The organism is Bradyrhizobium sp. 195 (assembly GCF_023101665.1).
Lineage (GTDB): Bacteria > Pseudomonadota > Alphaproteobacteria > Rhizobiales > Xanthobacteraceae > Bradyrhizobium.
In genome coordinates this window covers 6,305,917-6,326,234 of the sequence record NZ_CP082161.1, presented here as the reverse complement: position 1 = coordinate 6,326,234, position 20,318 = coordinate 6,305,917, and the positions used below count along the sequence as shown (strand labels likewise).

The window sequence follows — 20,318 nt, the reverse complement described above, 5'->3', positions numbered from 1 at the left end:
ATTGAAGGGAACTACCCACGTGCACGGCTTCACGTTTCAATCGACAAAGTCTTCGCTGGTCGAGCCGGGAAGTTCAGCTCGCATCGGCGAGCTGGCGCGTGATCTCGGCTGCCGTTCGGTGCTGCTGATCTCTGATCCCGGCGTCGCGGCTGCCGGGCTGCTGCAGCCCGGCCTCGACGGACTGAAACGCGCGGGCATTGCCGTGACGCTTTTTACCGACGTCAAGGCGGATCCTCCGGAGCACGTGATCATGGCCGGGGTGCAGCAGGCGGTGGCGGCCAAGGTCGATGGCATCGTGTCCATTGGTGGCGGAAGTTCAATGGATACCGCAAAGCTGGTGGCTCTTCTTGCCGTCGGCAAAGAGCAGCTTTCGGACATCTATGGCGTGGGACTTGCCAAGGGGCCGCGCTTGCCGCTGATCCTCGCACCGACAACGGCCGGCACGGGCTCGGAGGTGACGCCGATCTCGATCGTCACAACCGGTGAAAACGAAAAGAAGGGTGTGGTCTCGCCGGTGTTGCTACCGGATTGGGCCGTGCTCGATGCCGATCTCACGCTCGGTCTGCCGCCGGCGGTAACGGCCGCCACCGGTATCGATGCGATGGTGCACGCGATCGAGGCCTACACCTCGAAACGACTGAAGAACCCGGTTTCTGACTGCCTGGCGCGCGAGGCCCTGCGATTGCTGGGCAGCAACATTCATGCGGCCTGCACCAACGGCAACAATCGCGAGGCGCGCCAGGCCATGCTGCTCGGCTCGATGCTGGCAGGAATGGCCTTTGCGAATGCGCCCGTCGCAGCCGTGCATGCCTTGGCCTATCCGGTCGGCGCCCGTTTCCACGTCCCACATGGCCTGTCCAATTCGCTCGTTCTTCCGGGCGTGTTGCGGTTCAATGCGACTGCGGCCCAGCCCCTCTATGCCGAGATCGCCCAGGTCCTGCTTCCCAGCCGGAAGGGCGGCGCGCAGGACCTAAGCGCTGCGCTCATCGACTATCTGTCTAACCTGCCAGTGTCGCTCGGACTGCCCACGCGGCTGCGCGACGTCGGCATTTCACACAATCATCTGCCTCAACTCGCGGAGGACGCGATGAAGCAGCAGCGGCTGCTCATCAACAACCCGCGTGAGGTATCGCTGGACGACGCGCGCGCTATCTACAGCGAGGCGCTATGACAGAGCGTGCCAGCCCACACTGCCGCGCCGATTACGCGCACTTCCGGGCGATAACGACGCGCTGGATGGACAACGACGCCTATTGCCACGTCAACAATGCGGTCTACTATTCCTTCTTCGATACCGCGGTCTGCCAATATCTGATTGAGACCGGCTTTCTCAACGTGCGACAGAGTCAGGTGATCGGCCTGGTCGCCGAAACAAAATGCCGATACTTCAAGGAAATCGCTTATCCGTCGATCGTGCACGCGGGCTTGCGCATCGGGCGACAAGGCCGCACCAGCATCACCTATGAGATCGGCCTGTTCAGGGACGACGAGGATGAGGCGTGCGCGCAGGGATACTTCGTCCATGTTTATGTCGATCGTGCATCGAACCGGCCGGTACCGCTGCCCGAGCGATTAAAGTCAGTCATCGTGCCGCTTCACGTGCGCGGCCACACCGTTGCGGCCTGAGCGGGAGATACCTCCATGGACATGTTCGGAAAGATTGAGCTGAGGGCGTCGCGAGAGCAGGTGTGGCACGCCCTCAACGACCCCCTCATCCTAAAGGCCTGCATTCCCGGCTGCGAGGAGCTCGATCGGACCGCAGATGACGAGTTCATCGCCACTGCGGTCATCAAGGTTGGGCCGATCAAGGCGAAGTTCAAGGGCAAGGTCCGCTTGTCGGATATCCAGCCGATGGTCGGTTACAGCATATCCGGGGAAGGGCAGGGTGGCATCGCCGGCTTCGCCGCCGGCTCCGCCAAAGTTCAGCTTGAGGACATGCCCGAAGGTACTGCGCTGTCGTACTATACGGAGGCCAAGGTCGGAGGGAAGCTCGCCCAGCTCGGCGCGCGATTGATCGATTCGACCGCGAAGAAGCTTGCCGCGCAGTTCTTCGACGAATTTCGCGGGCAAGTCGAGAAGCAGAGCGCCGCCGCCGACCACGCGTGACGTCGGACAGAAGCCTGAATGTGAGGGACTGCCGTGTCGGACATCAGTTGCACTCTTGACGGTCGCGTCGCGTCGGTGACGATCAACCGTCCCCACGTGCGCAATGCCATGACGCTTGCGATGTGGAAGGGAATGGCCACGACTTTCAGGGAGCTGGGCGCGAACAGGGAGGTTCGCACCATCATTCTGACCGGCGCCGGCGAAAGCTTCAGCGTGGGCGCGGATGTCTCCGAGTTCGATGCAATCCGGGCGGATGCGGGCGCGAGCGCGGCCTATGAGATGGCGGTCGATTCCTGTTCCGATGCGATCGCCGGCGTCCCGCAGCCGGTGATCGCGGTCATCACCGGATATTGTCTCGGTGGCGGCTGTCATCTGTCGATGGCCTGCGATTTCCGCTTTGCCGCTCCAACTGCTTCGCTGGGCATACCTGCGGCGAACCTGTCGATCGTCTATGGTGTCCGCAGCACCAGACGGCTACTTGCCCTCGTCGGACTGACCAATGCAAAGCGGATCCTTTATACGGCGGAACGGGTCGGTTCGCGAGAGGCACTGAAGATCGGTTTGGTCGACCGCGTTTGCGACGATCCCCTTCACGATGCCCTGAGCCTCGCCGCGCAGACGTGCGAGAAAGCACCGCTGTCGATCTCCGGTGCCAAATACATTCTCAATGACGCGGCGCTGGCGGACGGAGGTCTCCTCGCGCAGGCGATGATCGATTGTGCCTCCAATAGCGATGACTATCGAGAGGCTCGCAAGGCATTCGCCGAGAAGCGGAAGCCGGATTTCAGGTGGTGCTGACATGAAGCCGCCGCCCTTTGAGTATCTGTCCGTCGACAGCGTGCAAGCCGCGACCGCCGCGCTGGCGGGGGCGAACGGCGATGGCAAGCTGCTGGCCGGCGGGCAAAGTCTAATGCCGATGCTCAATTTCCGCCTGCTGCGTCCTTCGGTGCTGATCGACATCAATCGCATTCCCGGTCTCGCCTATATCAGGGATGAGGGCGATCGGATCCGGATCGGCGCGCTGACGCGACATCGGATGATCGAGACCTCCGACCTGGTCGCAAGGCAACTGCCGGTCATGAGCGAGGCCATGGCCCATGTCGCGCATCTCGCCATCCGCAACCGTGGCACGATCGGTGGCAGCCTCTCGCATGCGGACCCGGCGGCCGAACTGCCGATGATGTCGATGCTGCTCGATGCGAAGCTCGAGCTCGCATCCGCAGAGGGCCGACGGACCCTCAATGCCTCTGAATTCTTCATCGGTGCCCTGACGACGGATTTGTCGGACGCCGAGATGCTCGTGTCTGTCAGTTTCCCAAAAGTGCCACCGAGCGCCGGCTGGGCGTTCGAGGAGGTCGCGCGTCGGTCTGGCGATTTCGCGCTTGCTTGTGTCGCGATTTGTCTCGAGCGGAGTGGCGATCGCGTCTCTCATGTTCGGATCGGTATGATGGGTGTCGGCGAGACGCCGATGCGCGCGACAGAGACGGAGGCGCAGCTGACCTCGGGGCGGCCGTTCGACGATCCCCTCATGGCTGCTGCCGTGAGTTCGATCCGGGCATCCGTCGAACCCAATACGGACCTGCACGCCTCCGCGGACTATCGCCGGCATCTCGTGGGCGTGCTGGCCGAGCGCGCCCTTCGTAAAGCTTGGTCGCGCGCGACGGAGGCGAGACATGGCTAAATCAATCTCTATCTCCGTAATGGTCAATGGCCGCGCGTATCGGCGCGAGGTCGAGCCCCGGCTGCTGCTGTCCGACTTCCTTCGCATCGAGCTCGGTTTGACCGGCACGCACGTGGGTTGCGAGCACGGGGTTTGCGGCGCCTGCACGGTGTTGGTGAATGGTGACAGTGCGCGCTCGTGCCTTCTCCTGGCTGCACAGCTCGATGGTGCGGAGATTACGACGGTAGAGGGTCTTGCGACTCCGGCGGGAGCTCATCCCGTCCAGAAGGCATTCCATGATCACCACGCGCTGCAATGCGGGTTCTGCACACCGGGGATGCTGATAACGGCGGTCGATCTCCTCGAGAAGTCGCCGCTGGCGAGTGATGAGGAGATCCGCGAAGGGCTGTCCGGCAACCTGTGCCGCTGCACGGGATACGAGAACATCGTCCGCGCCGTCAGAGCGGCTGCGGACGCGCTCAAGAGCGAGAATCGGGAGAGCGCGCCATGAAGATGCATTTCCTCTCCGGCGGCCGCTTGCGGATGCGCAAGAGTATCTATTTTCCCGATGCCGATCGTGCCGAGACCGTTGAGCTGCCTGTCTCCAGCGTGTTGCTTCGCCACGCCAAGGGCAATGTGCTGTTCGACACGGGCTGCCATCCCGAGGTTGCGACCGACCCGGACGGGCAATGGGGCGGCATGGCGCGCGTCATGACGCCGATCATGCCAGCCGGTGACAATGTGCTGGAAGGGCTGAAGGCTGTCGGCTTGACGGCGGACGACATCGACGTCGTCGTCTGTTCGCATCTCCATACGGATCATTGCGGTTGCAACCAGTTCTTCCGCAAAGCACAATTCCTGGTCCGCAAGGAGGAACTCGACGTTGCGAGGGGACCGTCCGCCGCCGAGGCAGGCTATTTGCGGGCCGACTGGGATCATGCTCTGGACTATCAGGAAGCAAGCCACGACCTTGACCTGTTCGATGATGGCGCGATCAAGCTCATTCATCTGCCTGGCCATACCCCCGGTCTGATGGGCGCGCTGGTCACGCTTCGCAACAGCGGCCGATTTCTGCTGGCGTCCGACGCGGTCAGCATCCGCGGTAATCTGGATGCCGATATCATTCCGAAGAATACCTGGAACAAGGAGGTCTGCCGCCAAACATTCCAAAGAATCAGGCAGATCGAGGCGCAGGGCGCCACCGTGATCTGCGGGCATGATGCCACCCAATGGGAGAACCTGCGGAAGGGGGCGGATTGCTATGATTGACGGCAAGCCTATCCCGGCTGTCGAGCACGGCTGCTCGGCAGATAGTCCAGCTACCGGGCCCAAAATCGTCGGCGCACGCGTCAAGCGTACCGAGGACGCACGCTTGCTGGTCGGCAAGGGCGCCTTCGTCGACGACCGGCGCACGCCCGGCCTGCTACATGTCGCCTTCCGCCGCAGCGATCATTCGCATGCGTTGATCGAGCAGATCGACTGCGAGGACGCGCGCAACATGGACGGCGTCGTCGCGGTGTTCTCGGCCGAGGACTTGGCCGGCGTCAATGCGATCTTCGCCACGTCGCGGATGAAGAACTATCACGCCACGGCGATCACCGCACTGGCGCGCGACAAGGTACGCTATGTCGGCGAACCCGTCGTCGCGGTCGTGGCGGAGAGCCGCTATATCGCCGAAGACGCGCTCGAGCTCATCAACATCGAATTCGATCCGCTACCCGTCGTGATCGATCCCGAGGAGGCCGCGAAGCCTTCCGCGCCGCTGCTGCACGAGGAGGCCGGCACAAACATTCTCTGCGCGCGCGAGTTCAAGACTGGAGACGTCGATCAGGCGATCGCAGGCGCTGCCGTCCGCGTGTCGGGACGGTTCCGGTTCAGGCGCAAATCGCCACTCGCGATGGAGAACCGGACCTACTTGGCGGAATATGAAGCCGGGCGCGACGAACTGACGCTGCACTCGTCGACGCAGGTGCCGGGCATCGTTCGCGACGCTCTCTCCGAAGCGTTGGATATTCCGGGGAGCCGGTTGCGCGTCATTTCGTCCGACGTCGGCGGCGGTTTTGGCGGCAAGGCGTCGCTCTATGCCGAGGAGATCTTCGTAGCATTCGCCGCGCGGCAACTCGGTCGGCCCGTGAAATGGACGAGCGACCGCATGGAGGATCTCGCGTCCACCAGCCAAGGGTTCGACCAGATCGTTGAGGCTGAACTGGCTCTGGATGCGGAGGGCCGTGCCCTCGCGCTCAAGGCAGACGTCATCGGCGATGTCGGAGCCTATTCGATCTATCCATGGACCGCGGTGATCGAGCCGGTCCAGGTCGTGAGCTTCCTCCCGGGCCCCTACAAGATCCCGAACTATCTCGGGCGTGTCCGAGGTGTTGCGACTTCGAAGCCGCCCATGGGGCCGTATCGCGGCGTAGGCCGCCCGACATCGACCTTCGTTGCGGAACGGCTGATGGACATGGCGGCGCGCAAGCTCGGAATGGACCCCGTGGAGCTGCGGCTGAAGAACATGATCCAGCCGAATGAGTTTCCCTACCGCATCGGATCCGGGATCGTGTGGGATCAATGCGCCTTTACCGAATGCCTGGATGCCGCATGTGAGCAAGCCGACTACCGCGCCTTGCGTGCGCGGCAGGCAGCGGCGCGCGCAGCAGGACATTGGTTCGGGATCGGGATCGCCTGCTATGCCGAGCTGACCGGAATCGGCTCGCGCATTTCGGTTGCCCCGGGCATGCCGATCAACACCGGCACCGAAACCGCTAAAATCGCTATCGATTCCACCGGCGCGATCACCGCCGCGTTCGGCGTCGCCTCGATGGGGCAGGGGCTTGAGACGACGCTGGCGCAGGTCGTCGCCGAGAATCTCGGCGGCCGCGTCGAGGACATCCGGGTGATTCAGGGCGACAGTGCGGCGGTGCCGAATGCCACCGGCAGCTATGCCAGCCGCAGTGCCGTACTCGCCGGCGGTGCCGCGACGCTCGCTGCCCGCGAGGTTAAGGACAAGCTGGTACGAGCGGCTTCGCATCTGCTCGAAGCCAGTCCTGATGATCTCACAGTGCAGGACGGCAAGGTTACCGTGGTCGGCACCGACCGCGCATTGACGTTCCGCCAATTGGCACGTGCCGTCTATCTGGAAATGGGATGCATCCCGGCAGAGAAGCGCGAAGAACTGACCTCGACCAGGACTTACGACCCTATATTCGGCACCAGTGCCACCGCAGCGCATTTGGCCGTCGTCGAGATCGACCCGAACACCTATGAAGTAAGGGTCGACCGCTTCGTGGTGGCCGAAGATTGTGGGCGGCTGATCAATCCCATGATCGTGGACGGGCAGGTTCATGGTGGCGTCGCGCAGGGTATCGGCGCCGCGCTCTACGAAGAGGTCGTCTACAACGACGAGGGACAGAACCTGACCGCCAGCCTCGTCGATTACATCATCCCGACCGCCACCGAAGTGCCCTCGATCGAGGTCGTCCACATCGAGAAGAACTCGCCGACCACGCTCGGCGGCTTCCGCGGCATGGGCGAGGGCGGCACCATCGGCGCGCCCGCGGCGATCGCGAATGCCATCGCGGATGCGCTGTCGCCGCTCGGCATCGACATCTTCGAGCTGCCGGTATCCCCAGAGCGTCTTTTTCGCCTTATCGAGAACGCAACAACAGACCGCAAGGAATTTACTCATGGATATGAAGCTTAAGGGCAAGGTCGCGCTCGTCACCGGCGCGGCGAGAGATGTCGGCCGCGAGATCGCGCTGAGCCTCGCGGCGGAAGGTGCTGCGGTTGCGGTGAACTATAACGGCTCCAAGGAAGCCGCTGCCGCTGTCGTCGCTGAGATCGAGAAGAAGGGCGGCAAGGCGATCGCCTATCAGGCTGACGTGTCCGATTTTGCCGCGGTTGCCGCGATGGTGGACGGCATCGTCAAGGATTTCGGCGGTCTCAATATCGTGGTCAATAACGCTGGCGTCGCCCTGCGCAACCGCTTCACGGATACCAAGCGCGAGGAGTGGGAGAAGCAGATCAACATCTGCCTCTACGGCGCGATCCACGTGTCGAAGGCCGCCGCTCCGCATCTCGAGAAAGCCGGCGACGGCCGCATCATCGCGCTAGTCGGCGACTCTTCGCGGGTCGGCGAATCCGGCCTCGCAATCGTCGCGGCGGCGCGGGCCGGCGTCATCGGCCTCATGAAGTCGCTCGCCCGCGAATTCGGCCGGTTCGGCACTACAGCCAACACGATCTCGCTCGGGCTGATCGAGACCGCACATGACCGAGCCTGGGTCGACTCCAATCGCGACAAGCTAACCAAGTTCTATCCCCTGCGTCGGTTGGGCCAACCGCAGGACATCGCGCCTATGGTGACTTTGTTGGCCTCGCCGCACGGAAGCTGGATTACCGGCCAAGTAATCAGCATCAGCGGCGGGTTCAGCATGGTTTGACAACAAAAACGAGCGACAGGGAGGACACATGCTGCAGACCAGTCTGATTGCGCCAATCCCGGCGCTGATCCAGCGGCATGCCGTGGAACGAGGAAGCAAGACTGCATTCGAGGATGGCGCTGGGAAGATCACGTACGCCGAACTTGCGAGGCGCACGGCGAACCTGGCGGGTCATTTTGCCGATCTCGGCGTGCGCGCGGGCGACACTGTTGCGATCTTCCTTCCCAATTGCGTGCGTTGGGTCGAAACCTGCTTCGCCATCGCCCGGGCCGGCGCGGTCAGCGTACCCATCAGCTATGATGCGACCGAAAGCGAAGTTATCTATCGGCTGCAGGACGCTGCCTGCAGCATGGTCATCACGACCGACGAGCGATCCGATTTCGTTGAGACCATTAGACGCCAGTGTCCCGCATTGAGCAGTGTCGTTCTTGTCGAGCGCGGCTCGAGGACGAGAAAGGGAGCCCGCTACGACGACCTGGCGACGACAGAACCGCGCTCGAATCCGCGGGATTCCCTGTCGATGCATGAACCAGCCTTCATCATCTACACGTCGGGCACGACAGGCCGGGCCAAAGGGGTGTTGCTCTCGACCCATAGCATGCTCTGGATCACGGCGTCGTGCTGGGCGCCCATCGCAATGTTGTCGGAAACGGACACGATTCTGTCGCCGCTACCGCTGTTCCATTCATACGCGCTGAACCTCTCTGTCCTCAGTGTGCTCGCCACGGGGGCTAGCGAGTACATCATGGAGAAATTCTCGACCACCGAAGTGCTCCGGTTGCTCGGCACGGGCAGGTTCACCGTCTTTCCGGGTGTGCCGACCATGTTCCACTATTTGCTGGAGGCGGCGAAGGGCAGGAACGACATTGGGCTGACCGGCGTCCGCCTTGCAATCTCGGCCGGCGCCATCATGCCGGCAACGTTAAATCGCGAATTCGAATCGAGATTCGCGATCAAGTTGCTGGACGGTTACGGCATTACCGAGACCTCGACAATGGTGACCATGAACTGGCCGACCGGCGGGCGAGTGCTTGGCTCCTGTGGCCTACCGGTGCCGGGCCTCTCGGTCCGGATTGTCGATCTGTCCGGGAAGGACGTCCGGTTTGGCGCCGAGGGTGAACTGATCGTGCGTGGGCCGAACGTGATGATCGGCTATCACAACAAGCCGGAGGAGACGGCAAGCGCGCTTCGCGATGGTTGGTATCACACCGGGGATCTCGCGAAGAGCGACGAGAACGGGTTTCTGACGATCACGGGGCGCTTGAAGGAGCTCATCATCCGCGGCGGCCAGAATATCGCCCCCGCCGAAATCGAGGAGATCGTCAATGGCCACGATCATGTAGTCGATTGCGCCGTGGTTGGCGTCCCGCACCAGCATTTGGGCGAGGTGCCGGTGCTGTTCGCGGTAAGTCGCGTCGCGACGCTTGATGAGGAAACGGTTCTTGCGCACTGCCGCAAGCATCTCTCCTCCTACAAGGTGCCCGAAAAGGTGATCTTCGTCGGCGAGATCCCGCGGACAGGCTCCGGAAAGATCATTCGTTTCAAGCTGCGCGAAGCGTTCGACTCCAGAGCCGCAGGATAGGTTTCCAATGACGACACATTTGAAGATCGCCGCGCCCGTGCTCAAGCTCAATGACGCTTCGCTGCTTCGCGATACCTGTCTGGTTGGCGGCGCATGGTCGGCTGCGGACAGCGGCGCGATCCTTACGGTGACCAACCCGGCGTCCGGCGTGACGTTGGCTAACGTACCCAACATGGGCGTCACGGAAACACGCCGTGCGATTGCTGCGGCGGACCAAGCCTGGCCGGCCTGGCGCGCCCGTACCGCCAAGGAGCGTGCAGCAATATTGCGCAAATGGTTCGACCTGATCGTCGCCAACCAGGAAGATCTCGCGGCCATCATGACGGCCGAGCAGGGCAAGCCGCTCGCTGAAAGCCGCGGCGAGATTGCCTATGCTGCATCCTTCATTGAATGGTTCGCGGAGGAAGGTAAGCGCGTCTACGGGGATACCATACCCGGCTTCAGCTCCGATCGTCGCATCATCGTTCTAAAGCAGCCGATCGGCGTCTGCGCAGCCATCACACCGTGGAATTTCCCGGCGGCCATGATCACGCGCAAGGCCGGTCCAGCGCTCGCCGCCGGCTGCACGATGGTGGTCAAGCCCGCAAGCCAGACGCCTCTCTCGGCTCTCGCGCTTGCCGCACTTGCCGAGCGCGCGGGTATCCCAAGCGGCGTTTTCTCGGTTGTCACGGGATCGGCGAGCGCGATTGGCGGCGAGATGACGTCCAATCCGACCGTGCGCAAGGTGACTTTCACCGGCTCGACCGAGGTCGGCAAGAAGCTGATGGCGCAGGCAGCCGCGACCGTCAAGCGCACCTCGATGGAGCTCGGCGGCAACGCGCCTTTCATCGTGTTCGACGATGCAGATATCGACGCGGCAGTGAAGGGTGCGATCGCATCAAAATATCGCAATGCGGGGCAGACCTGTGTGTGCGCCAATCGGCTGTTCGCTCAGGACAAAGTTTACGACGCCTTCGTTGCCCGACTAACCGAGGCCGTGACTGCGTTGAAAGTGGGCGACGGTTTCGAGGCCGGCGTCACCATCGGGCCGCTGATCAACCTCGATGCTGTGGAGAAGGTTGAAGAGCATATCGGTGACGCGGTGAAGAGGGGCGCACGCATTGTCACTGGCGGAAAGCGTCACGCGCTGGGGCACTCCTTCTACCAGCCAACGGTATTGGCGAATGCAACGCCGGACATGCTCATCTTCAAGGAGGAGACGTTCGGTCCGGTCGCGCCGGTGTTCCGCTTCTCCGGCGAGGAAGAGGTGATCAGGCTCGCCAATGCGACAGAGTTTGGACTGGCGGCGTATTTCTATGGGCGAGACATCGGCCGGATCTTCCGCGTGGCTGAGGCGCTCGAGTACGGCATCGTCGGCATCAACGAAGGCATCATTTCCAGCGAAGTGGCGCCGTTCGGCGGAATGAAGGAAAGCGGCAATGGCCGCGAAGGCTCCAAGTACGGGATCGAGGACTACCTGGAGATCAAGTATCTGTGTCTCGGAGGAATCTGAGCTCGTCTTAAAGGCTTGAATGGACTGGAATCCATTCAGAATGCCGGCACTCGCGTCGGTAGGATATTGGGGAGGATGAATGACGCTGTTCGATATGAAGGGCAAGCTCGCGGTGATCACGGGCTCGACGCGCGGCATCGGCCGGGCGATCGCGGAGCGGATGGCGGAACATGGCGCAAAAGTCGTTATCTCATCCCGCAAGAGCGACGCCTGCGATCGAGTGGCCAGAGAGATCAATGATCGGTTCGGCGCGGGCACGGCCCTCTCGATCGCTGCGAACATATCAAGCAAGGAGGATCTTCAACGCCTCATCGAGGAGAGCAACAAGCGGTTCGGCAAGATTGATATTCTCGTCTGTAACGCCGCGTCCAATCCGTATTTTGGTCCTCTCGCAGAGATTTCCGACGACCAGTTCAACAAGGTTCTGACCAACAACATAGTCGCCAACAACTGGATCATCAGCATGGTGGTGCCACAGATGATCGAACGGAAGGACGGCTCGATCATCATCGTGTCCTCGATCGGTGGTTTGACGGGCTCGACTACGATCGGTGCGTACTGCATATCCAAGGCCGCGGACATGCAACTCGCGCGCAATCTCGCGTGCGAGTACGGCCGGCACAATATTCGCGTCAATTGCATCGCGCCAGGTCTCATCAAGACGGATTTTGCCAAGGCTCTGTGGGATGATCCCGAAACGTTGAAATCATCCACCTCGCGCTGCCCGATGCAGCGGATCGGTGTTCCTGACGAAGTTGCCGGCGCGGCCGTGTTTCTCGGCTCGGCCGCCGGAAATTTCATGACGGGGCAGGTTCTCGTGATCGACGGGGGCGTGACGATCAGCTGAGTTTTGTCCGTCCGGCATGATGTCAGGGAATGCTGCCCGATGACTCCTACTCCACTGCTCTTTGCGCCGATCCACCTGCGCGAGCTCTCGTTGAAGAATCGAATCGTCGTCTCTCCGATGGCGACGTATTCGGCGATCGACGGATTCGCGACCGACTGGCACGTTGGACACGTCGCAAAGCTGGCAGCAGGAGGTGCGGGGCTCGTCTTCGTGGAGCAAAGCTCCGTCAACCTGCAGGGCCGGATCACGCATGGTTGCCTTGGCATTTGGGATGATCGCCAGGTCGAAGGGCTGGCGCGACTGGCATCCATCATTCACGATATGAATGCCAAAGCGGCGATCCAGATCGCTCATAGTGGCCGAAAAGGATCATCGCAGCGCCCATGGGAGGGCGGTGGTCCGCTCGGGCCCGCTGATGTTGCAGCCAGCAGCGAAGCCGCGTGGGGCATCGCCGCCTCCAGCAGTCTTCCGTTTGAGGAAGGCTGGCCGGCGCCGCGCACGATGACCGGCGAAGATATCGATCGGGTCGTCGATGATTACCGTGAAGCCTTTCGGCGAGCTAGACAGGCTGGCTTCGACGTCATCGAGTTGCATTGCGCGCACGGCTACCTGCTGCACTCGTTCCTGTCGCCGCTCGCGAACAATCGCAACGACGAATATGGAGGTTGCCTCGCTAACCGTATGCGCCTGCCGCTCCGGCTTGCGGCTGTGATGCGGGAAGAGTGGCCGGCGCACCTTCCTGTCTTCGTCCGGATCTCATCAGTCGATGGAATCGACATCGGCTGGTCCCTCGAAGATTCGGTCGAGTTCGCCAAGGCTTTGAAGCAGGTCGATGTCGACGTCGTCGACTGCTCGTCGGGCGGCATGAAACTACCTCAGGGCAATGCGCTGGTGTCACGCACTGCAGGATTTCAGGTTCCGTTCGCCGAAAGGATCCAGCGCGAGGCGAAGATCCCGACGGTTGCCGTCGGTCTGATCCGCGAGCCCCAGTATGCCGAGAGCGTGCTGGGGGAGGGTAAGGCGACGCTGATAGCGCTTGGCCGTGAACTGCTTTGGAATCCCAACTGGCCGGCGCAGGCCGCGCTGCAGATGGGGTGCGACCCGGATTGGTCGCACTGGCCGGTTCAATATGCCTGGTGGCTCAAGCGCCGCGCTGTCCAGCAAGGAAGATGAGGGTGCAGTTAAAGGTCGCTCGGCCGAACGGGCGTCTCAGAGGTAGGGGCCTCCGACAAGCGGACTTGCGATCATCTGCCTGCGAGCCTCCAGAGATCGGAGAGAATGCTGTCCGGAGTGCCCGCTTTAAGCCGCTTCAGCATGCGTTCTTGATGTTCAGCAAACCGCGCCTTGAGAATCTCAAGCAGCTTCTGTCCTCGGCGGGTGAGATGGATTCGGCGAGTACGGCCGTCTCGGCCGTCGATTACCCGGCTCGCGAGCCCGCTCTCCTCCAATTTGTTGATGATCGGTACCATTCTCGGGCGCTCAACACCGAGGGCGAGGGCGAGGTCGGCCTGGTTGATACCCGGATTGTCCGCGACAATCGCAAGCACAGAGAACTCGGCAGCCGTGATCCTGTCCTCACCGAAAGCGCGGAAAATATCCTCGAACACCGCCATCTGGGCTCGCCGTATCGCGTAGCCGATCGTTCCCTCGAGATAGGACATATCAACCGCTGCAGGAGTGCGCATTGCGGCCCTGGGTTGGCTTCCATTTGGGCTCCTGCCGTATCCAATGGAGGGCGAAGGCCGATGCGCGGCCGGCGACCTGCGTTTGCTCAAAACAACACCTGTCCTCTCAAACTCAGCAATCCTTCTAGTTGAACGATTGAACCTGCGCAGCACGTTTTTGGCTGCGTGAGCGTCACATTGTTCTGGCGCCCAAGCGCGAAGAATCGTCGAATCGTCGGCATAAATAACTTGCATAAAGAAAGTAATAACGTTATCTAGTCCTAAGATAAGGCGGCAATGCCGAGGAGGAAACGCGATGCGAGTGTCGGGCGCTAAACCGCTCGTCTTGGAGGGGCCGAGCCTCTCCGCCCGCGCTTTTCCGAGCTTAGGGGAAATGTTGGCTGCTGCCGCGAAGCGTCACCCCACGAGATCATTTCTCGCGCAGCGCGTTGGCGGCGAGTGGAAATCGCTGACCTATCTGGACGCGCAAATCGAGGCAGGGTTGATTGCGCGCGCCCTGATAGGGCGCGGGCTCGGCGTCGAACGACCGCTGGCGATCTTGTCTCACAACTCGATTGAGCACGCGGTGATCGCACTCGGCGCCATGATTGCCGGGATTCCCGTCGCGCCGATTTCGGCGGTATACTCTCAGCTAGAGGATACAAGCCGGCTGGCTGGGATCTTGGAGACGTTGACGCCGGGACTCGTGTTCGCTCAGGACGAGGATGTCTGTTCGCATGGCTTTCAACTGGCGAAACGCCTGGGGATTCCGACAATCGTCGCTAGGGGTGCATCCCCGGGTGAGGAGAGGCTGGAGCAACTGCTGGACGAAGGGCAGCAATCAAGAGACCCGATCCCTGCGGTTTTCTCCGAGACGATCGCGAAGATACTTTTCACGTCGGGATCAACTGGCACTCCGAAAGGCGTTATCGTGACGCACGGCATGATGTGCTCGAACCAAGAGGCGGTCCGCGAGGTTTGGACGTTTCTGAAGAATGAGCCTCCAGAGATTGTGGACTGGCTCCCATGGAACCATGTTTTCGGTGGCAACCTTGTCTTCAACTGTGTGCTGCGAAACTCCGGTACGCTGTTCATCGACGAGGGAAGGCCGGTACCCGGCCAGTTTGAGCGTACGATAGAGAATATCAAGAGCCGGCCGCCGACCATTCATCTTTCGGTGCCAGGCAGTCTTACGCAATTGACGCGTGCGATGCGATCCGATGCGGAGCTCGCGGAACGTTTCTTTTGTCGTCTGCGCGCTGTGTTCTCCGCCGGCGCCGCCTTGCCACAATCGACCTGGGATGAGCTTCACGCTCTGGCCGCCGAATACGGTCGTCCCGACGTCTCGGTTTTCGTGGGATGGGGAGCGACCGAGACGGGGCCCGTCGTGTCGATCACTCCAAAGGGAAATACTCACTGCAGCAATCTCGGGATTCCGGTCCCCGGGGCCGCGGTCAAGCTGGTGCCTACAGGCGATGCGAACGAGCTGAGAGTCCGTGGTCCAATGGTCGCCCCTGGTTATTGGCGCAATCCGGCGGCGACGGCAGCCGCATTCGACGAGGAGGGATACTATCGAACCGGCGACGCTGGCCGCCTTGTTGACGTGACGGATCCATCGTGCGGAATCCTGTTCGATGGTCGGGTCGCTGAAAACTTCAAGCTGGCGACGGGCACGTGGGTCCAGGCAAGTAAATTGCGTCTCGCAGTCATTGCTGCCGCAAGCCCGGTTGTTCAGGATGTCATCGTCACGGGGCATGATCGCAATGAGGTTGGGCTCCTCATATTCCCGGACGAAACGGGTTGCCGGGAGGTGACTGGAGATATCCATGCAAAGCTCGATGCGTTGATCCGCAGTCGCGAAGTTCGGGCGCGAATTACGTCAGCTATATCTCATCTCGCGCTAGGCGGCTCGGCGTCTCGGATCGGCAGGGCTCTCCTGCTCGCCGATACACCCTCGGCAAAGGACGGCGAGATCACCGACAAGGGATATCTCAACCAGCGGGCGGCGCTGTCTAGGCGCCGTGCCGACATCGAGCATCTGTACCAAGTTCCGACGCCTGCGGATGTCATCACCCTGATTTCTGCAACTGAATGAAAGACCAAAAATGTCGACCGGCATCTTCATCGTGAGCGGTGTCCGCACTCCGATCGGGACTTTCGGCGGTACCCTGAAGGACAAATCGCCGACCGCGCTTGGCGCTGTCGTCGTCAAGGAAGCTATCCGGCGCGCAAATATCGAGCCGGGAATTGTCGACCATTCCGTGTTTGGAACGGTCATTCCGACCGAAGCGCAGGATCTGTTTCTCGGACGGACAGTCGCCATCGAAGCGGGCATGCCCGTCGGTTCGCAGGGGCTGACGGTGAACCGGCTTTGCGGCTCGGGTGCGCAAGCCATCGTCAGCGCGGCCCAGATGATCATCCTTGACGAATCCAGGATCGCGGTTGCTGGAGGGGCCGAAGCCATGAGCCGCGCTCCTCATTCGATTTCCGCGATGCGATACGGTCATAGAATGGGCGACGGCGTCGTCTATGACTGGTTGAGCAACACCTTGGCCGATCCGTTTGGACACGGCGCAATGGGACAAACGGCGGAGAACGTTGCAGATCTGTGTCGCATCACACGTGAGCGGCAGGACGAGTTTGCGCTGACGAGCCAACGACATGCCGCAATGGCAATCGCCGAAGGCCGTTTCAAGGCGCAGATTGTGCCCGTCGAGGTCGATACGCGAAAAGGAGCGATGCTCTTCGATCAGGACGAGCATCCCCGTCCGCAGACCAAGCTCGAGGACTTGGCCAAGCTCAAGCCGGTCTTCAAGCCGGGCGGCACGGTGACAGCCGGAAACGCTTCGGGAATAAACGATGGAAGCGCGGCCGTCGTTCTGGCCAGCGAGGAGGAAGTCAGGCAACGAAACCTCTCGCCGATCGGACGACTTGTATCCTGGGGTCTCGCCGGAGTGTCGCCCGAGATCATGGGCATCGGTCCAGTCAAAGCCGTGCCAATCGCCCTGGAACGGGCAGGCTTGAAGCTCGACGATATCGATGTGATCGAATCGAACGAGGCCTTCGCTGCGCAAGCCCTAGCGGTGACGGATGGGCTCCATCTGCCGCCGGAAAAAGTCAATCCCAATGGAGGCGCAATCGCTCTCGGCCACCCGCTCGGTGCGACCGGAGCAATTCTCACGGTGAAGGCCCTGTACGAGCTGCGCCGCTCGAAGGGGCGCTACGGCGTAGCTACGATGTGCATCGGCGGCGGTCAGGGAATCGCACTCGTCGTGGAAAGTCTGCACTGACCTGATTGGAGGAGCACGATGTCCAAAGTCTATGTGGCTGGGGTCGGAATGATCCCATTCCTCAAGCCCGGAGCGAATGATCCGTACACGGTGATGGGGGCCGAGGCGACGCGTCGCGCTCTTGGAGATGCCGCCCTCGACTATGCCGCCGTGCAACAGGCTTACGTTGGATATGTATACGGCGATTCGACCGCAGGGCAGCGCGCTCTATACCCCGTCGGAATGACCGGGATTCCGATTGTCAACGTCAACAACAACTGCTCGACCGGCTCGACTGCGCTCTACCTTGCGCGCCAGGCTGTCGAAAGCGGCGCCGCGGACTGCGTCCTGGCGCTCGGATTCGAGCAGATGAAGCCGGGAGCCTTGGGGACCATCTTCGCGGACCGTCCGAGCCCGTTCGAAGAGTTCGACGCCTTCGCCGACAAGCTGGTCGATGCGCCAGGTGTACCGCTCGCGCTACGCTATTTCGGTGGTGCCGGCCTCAGTCACATGAAGAAGTATGGCACGTCACTGGCGACGTTCGCGAAGATCCGTTCCAAAGCGAGTCGGCACGCCAAGAACAATCCGCTGGCGCTCTTCCGGAAGGAGGTGACGACTGAGGATGTCATGAACGACCAGGTCATCTGGCCCGGAGTCATGACCCGCCTGAGGGCCTGTCCGCCGACCTGCGGCGCTGCCGCCGCGGTCCTCGTCTCGGAGCAGTACGCCTTGCGCCACGGGCTTCACATGAATGTGCGCATCCGCGCGCAATCGATGACGACCGATACGCCTTCCAGCTTCGAGGCGCGCGACATGATGCAACTCGTCGGCTACGACATGGCCAAGGCGGCCGCGGACAGTGTGTACGAGAGCGGGAGCATCGGACCCGACGACGTCGACGTCGTCGAGTTGCACGATTGCTTTGCCCATAATGAGCTGATCAGCTACGAGGCCCTGGGATTGTGCCCGGCAGGCGGCGCGGAGCGCTTCGTTGCCGACGGCGACAACACTTATGGCGGCAAGTACGTGACGAATCCTTCCGGCGGCCTGCTGTCGAAGGGGCATCCGCTCGGCGCCACCGGACTGGCTCAGTGTTACGAGCTCACCAGACAACTTCGCGGCTCCGCGGAAGCGACGCAAGTTGAGAACGCTCGAATTGGCCTGCAACACAATCTTGGACTCGGCGGTGCGTGCGTCGTCACGCTCTACGAGCGCGCAACCTGAGGAGAGTGGCACATGGTGGACCGAAGCGCCATTGGTCGCGTCTTGCCGTCGGTGAAGGCTCGGGTCGAACCCGGGCGGCTGCGATACTTCCTGAAAACGATCGGCGAATGTAATCCGATCTATCGCGATCCTGAGGCCGCCCGCAAGGAAGGTTACTCGGGCCTTGCCGTGCCTCCGACTTATTCCTTCTGCCTCGAGATGCTAGATGCTGATCAGCCGTTCGCGATGCTCACCGAGCTGGACATCGATTTGGGGCGCGTTCTCCATGGCGAGCAAGCTTTCGCATATTACGCGCCGTTGCTCGTCGACGATTGTCTCACTTTCCAACCGGAGGTAACCGACATCGCCGATAAGAAGGGCGGCGCGCTGACCATGATCGCCATCCGCACGAAGGTCACCAATCAGCGTGGAGTGCACGTCGCGGATTTGACGCGCACCATCGTCGTACGAAACTAGGGGACGGCTATGACAAATGTCGAAACGGGTCGTCTTTCGGTAGGCGACTGTGTCGTACGGAAATCGTTTCCACCGATCACTCGCCATTTGCTCGCACTGTACTGCGGCGCCTCGGGCGATCACAATCCGATCCACGTAGACATCGATTTTGCGAAGAAAGCCGGTTTCTCCGATGTCTTTGCTCACGGCATGTTGGCAATGGCTTATCTGGGCCAGGCGCTGACCGATGGCGTCAAGGCTTCGCGGGTACTGAGTTTCTCGACGCGCTTTGCCTCCGTGACGCCGATAGGTGCCAGGTTGACATGCGAAGGACATGTGACCGAGTTTCTGCAGCATGCGGGTAGAGAGTGCATGAAGCTCGCGCTGAGCGCCAAGGACGAAGCCGGCGATGTCAAGCTCGCCGGCGAGGCAATCGTAGCCCTTAACTAGCAGACAAGTGAGAGAACGGAAAATGGCAAAACTTGGAGGTAAGGTTGCGCTGGTGACAGGGTCCGGCCGGGGAATCGGCCGTGCCATCGCCTTGAAGCTGGCGAGCGAAGGCGCAAAGCTCGTCGTCAACGATCTGGATGCGGATGTTGGCGAAGCTGTGGTGCGCGAGATCAGGGCTGCCGGCGGCGAGGTGGTTGCCGTCAACGGCAGCGTCGTCGAGCCCGGCTTCGCTGATCGTTTCGTTCAGGCGGCCATTCAGACGTTCGGCGGGCTGGACATTATCGTCAACAATGCCGGCTACACTTGGGATGCAACCATCCAGAAGATGACCGACGAGCAGTTCCAGGCGATGCTCGACGTTCATCTCGTTGCTCCCTTCCGCATTCTTCGAGCCGCATCGGAGCCCATCCGTGTTTTCTCGAAAAAGGAAGCGGAGGCGGGGCAGGAGGTGTTCCGAAAGGTGGTGAACATCTCATCCATCGCGGGCCTCTACGGCAACGCAGGTCAAGCGTCCTATTCCTCGGCAAAGGCGTCTCTGATCGGGCTGACGCGTACGCTGTGCAAGGAATGGGGGCGGTACAAGGTCAACGTGAATTGCGTGGCGTTCGGTCTGATAAACACGCGGCTTACACAGCCAATAGACGCACAGCAAAAGACGATCGATGTCCAGGGGCGGGATATCAAAGTCGGCGTACAACCGCACATGCTCGAGTCGATGGCGCGGATCATCCCACTGGGCCGAGGCGGGACCCCTGAGGAAGCGGCCGACGCCGTCTACCTCTTCTGTAGCCCTGAGTCCAACTACATCAGCGGTCAAGTGATCGTCTGCGGTGGCGGTTTGATCCTGTAGGCGAGATGCAGATGTCCTATCGATCGAGCTGGATGGCCGAGGAGCTGGAGGCATTTCGGGACCAATTCCGCCGGTTCCTGGTCAAGGATCTCGCGCCCCGCGCAGAGACCTGGCGGCGTGCATGTATCCATAGCCACCGTGTAGCTGCGGGCATTCATCCGCCGTCTCGACCTGCTTGGCGGCGCGATCTACTAGCTTATGGCGCAGGAGTACGCGATCTCCAGGGCTTTCATCGATGCGCGCATTGGCGCTCGCTCTAAGCGTCCGTCAGAAGGTGCGAAAGCATCCATCGATGGTTGCGCGATC

The 20,318-nt window shown here is 61.5% G+C and carries 20 protein-coding genes; 19 read left to right on the top strand and 1 reads right to left on the bottom strand.

Annotated features, from left to right (window positions below; translation table 11 throughout):
* Positions 1-19: 19 nt before the first annotated feature.
* The 13 genes from IVB26_RS29625 (at position 20) to IVB26_RS29565 (ending at position 13,293) form a co-directional block, all read left to right on the top strand.
* The gene (locus IVB26_RS29625; protein ID WP_247973301.1) at positions 20-1,171 is read left to right on the top strand and encodes an iron-containing alcohol dehydrogenase; all 1,152 of its coding nucleotides are present in this window, start codon (positions 20-22) and stop codon (positions 1,169-1,171) included.
* Positions 1,168-1,626, top strand: coding sequence for an acyl-CoA thioesterase (locus IVB26_RS29620; RefSeq protein WP_247968606.1), 459 nt, complete (start codon positions 1,168-1,170; stop codon positions 1,624-1,626). The genes IVB26_RS29625 and IVB26_RS29620 overlap by 4 nt, the downstream gene beginning before the upstream one ends.
* A gap of 15 nt (positions 1,627-1,641) precedes the next feature.
* Positions 1,642-2,106 (top strand): SRPBCC family protein, encoded by a 465-nt coding sequence (locus tag IVB26_RS29615; RefSeq protein WP_247968605.1) that lies wholly within the window; start codon positions 1,642-1,644, stop codon positions 2,104-2,106.
* A 33-nt stretch (positions 2,107-2,139) separates the two neighbouring features.
* Complete coding sequence (locus IVB26_RS29610) at positions 2,140-2,904, top strand: enoyl-CoA hydratase/isomerase family protein (protein WP_247968604.1); 765 nt, start codon at positions 2,140-2,142, stop codon at positions 2,902-2,904.
* Position 2,905: 1 nt separating this feature from the next.
* Positions 2,906-3,787: an FAD binding domain-containing protein gene (locus IVB26_RS29605; protein WP_247968603.1), complete on the top strand. Its 882-nt coding sequence runs from the start codon at positions 2,906-2,908 to the stop codon at positions 3,785-3,787.
* Positions 3,780-4,277, top strand: coding sequence for a (2Fe-2S)-binding protein (locus IVB26_RS29600; protein WP_247968602.1), 498 nt, complete (start codon positions 3,780-3,782; stop codon positions 4,275-4,277). Before IVB26_RS29605 ends, IVB26_RS29600 begins: the two co-directional genes overlap by 8 nt.
* A complete protein-coding gene (locus tag IVB26_RS29595) occupies positions 4,274-5,035 on the top strand; it encodes an N-acyl homoserine lactonase family protein (RefSeq protein ID WP_247968601.1) in 762 nt (253 codons plus the stop codon). Before IVB26_RS29600 ends, IVB26_RS29595 begins: the two co-directional genes overlap by 4 nt.
* On the top strand, positions 5,028-7,463 hold the full coding sequence (locus IVB26_RS29590; protein ID WP_247968600.1) for a xanthine dehydrogenase family protein molybdopterin-binding subunit: 2,436 nt from the start codon (positions 5,028-5,030) through the stop codon (positions 7,461-7,463). Before IVB26_RS29595 ends, IVB26_RS29590 begins: the two co-directional genes overlap by 8 nt.
* Positions 7,447-8,199, top strand: coding sequence for an SDR family oxidoreductase (locus tag IVB26_RS29585; protein ID WP_247968599.1), 753 nt, complete (start codon positions 7,447-7,449; stop codon positions 8,197-8,199). Before IVB26_RS29590 ends, IVB26_RS29585 begins: the two co-directional genes overlap by 17 nt.
* Positions 8,200-8,227: 28 nt before the next feature.
* Positions 8,228-9,781, top strand: coding sequence for a class I adenylate-forming enzyme family protein (locus tag IVB26_RS29580; RefSeq protein ID WP_247968598.1), 1,554 nt, complete (start codon positions 8,228-8,230; stop codon positions 9,779-9,781).
* A gap of 7 nt (positions 9,782-9,788) precedes the next feature.
* The gene (gabD, locus tag IVB26_RS29575; RefSeq protein ID WP_247968597.1) at positions 9,789-11,273 is read left to right on the top strand and encodes an NADP-dependent succinate-semialdehyde dehydrogenase; all 1,485 of its coding nucleotides are present in this window, start codon (positions 9,789-9,791) and stop codon (positions 11,271-11,273) included.
* Between the two features lie 79 nt (positions 11,274-11,352).
* Complete coding sequence (locus IVB26_RS29570) at positions 11,353-12,120, top strand: SDR family NAD(P)-dependent oxidoreductase (RefSeq protein WP_247968596.1); 768 nt, start codon at positions 11,353-11,355, stop codon at positions 12,118-12,120.
* A 39-nt stretch (positions 12,121-12,159) separates the two neighbouring features.
* A complete protein-coding gene (locus IVB26_RS29565; protein WP_247973300.1) occupies positions 12,160-13,293 on the top strand; it encodes an NADH:flavin oxidoreductase/NADH oxidase in 1,134 nt (377 codons plus the stop codon).
* A gap of 71 nt (positions 13,294-13,364) precedes the next feature.
* Here IVB26_RS29565 and IVB26_RS29560 read toward each other — a convergent pair whose 3' ends face one another.
* On the bottom strand, positions 13,365-13,781 hold the full coding sequence (locus tag IVB26_RS29560; RefSeq protein WP_247968595.1) for a MarR family winged helix-turn-helix transcriptional regulator: 417 nt from the start codon (positions 13,779-13,781) through the stop codon (positions 13,365-13,367).
* Positions 13,782-14,100: 319 nt separating this feature from the next.
* Here IVB26_RS29560 and IVB26_RS29555 point away from each other — a divergent pair, with 319 nt between their 5' ends.
* The 6 genes from IVB26_RS29555 to IVB26_RS29530 are packed head-to-tail and all read left to right on the top strand — an operon-like array spanning position 14,101 to position 20,012.
* Positions 14,101-15,879, top strand: a complete 1,779-nt coding sequence (locus tag IVB26_RS29555; RefSeq protein WP_247968594.1) for an AMP-binding protein — start codon at positions 14,101-14,103, stop codon at positions 15,877-15,879.
* Between the two features lie 10 nt (positions 15,880-15,889).
* Positions 15,890-17,074, top strand: a complete 1,185-nt coding sequence (gene bktB / locus IVB26_RS29550; RefSeq protein ID WP_247968593.1) for a beta-ketothiolase BktB — start codon at positions 15,890-15,892, stop codon at positions 17,072-17,074.
* 18 nt (positions 17,075-17,092) lie between these two features.
* Positions 17,093-18,277 (top strand): lipid-transfer protein, encoded by a 1,185-nt coding sequence (locus IVB26_RS29545; RefSeq protein ID WP_247968592.1) that lies wholly within the window; start codon positions 17,093-17,095, stop codon positions 18,275-18,277.
* Between the two features lie 12 nt (positions 18,278-18,289).
* Positions 18,290-18,733: a MaoC family dehydratase N-terminal domain-containing protein gene (locus IVB26_RS29540; protein ID WP_247968591.1), complete on the top strand. Its 444-nt coding sequence runs from the start codon at positions 18,290-18,292 to the stop codon at positions 18,731-18,733.
* A gap of 9 nt (positions 18,734-18,742) precedes the next feature.
* Entirely contained in the window at positions 18,743-19,162 is a 420-nt protein-coding gene (locus IVB26_RS29535) for a MaoC/PaaZ C-terminal domain-containing protein (RefSeq protein WP_247968590.1), read from the top strand.
* A 22-nt stretch (positions 19,163-19,184) separates the two neighbouring features.
* A complete protein-coding gene (locus IVB26_RS29530) occupies positions 19,185-20,012 on the top strand; it encodes an SDR family NAD(P)-dependent oxidoreductase (protein ID WP_247968589.1) in 828 nt (275 codons plus the stop codon).
* Positions 20,013-20,318 lie beyond the last annotated feature (306 nt).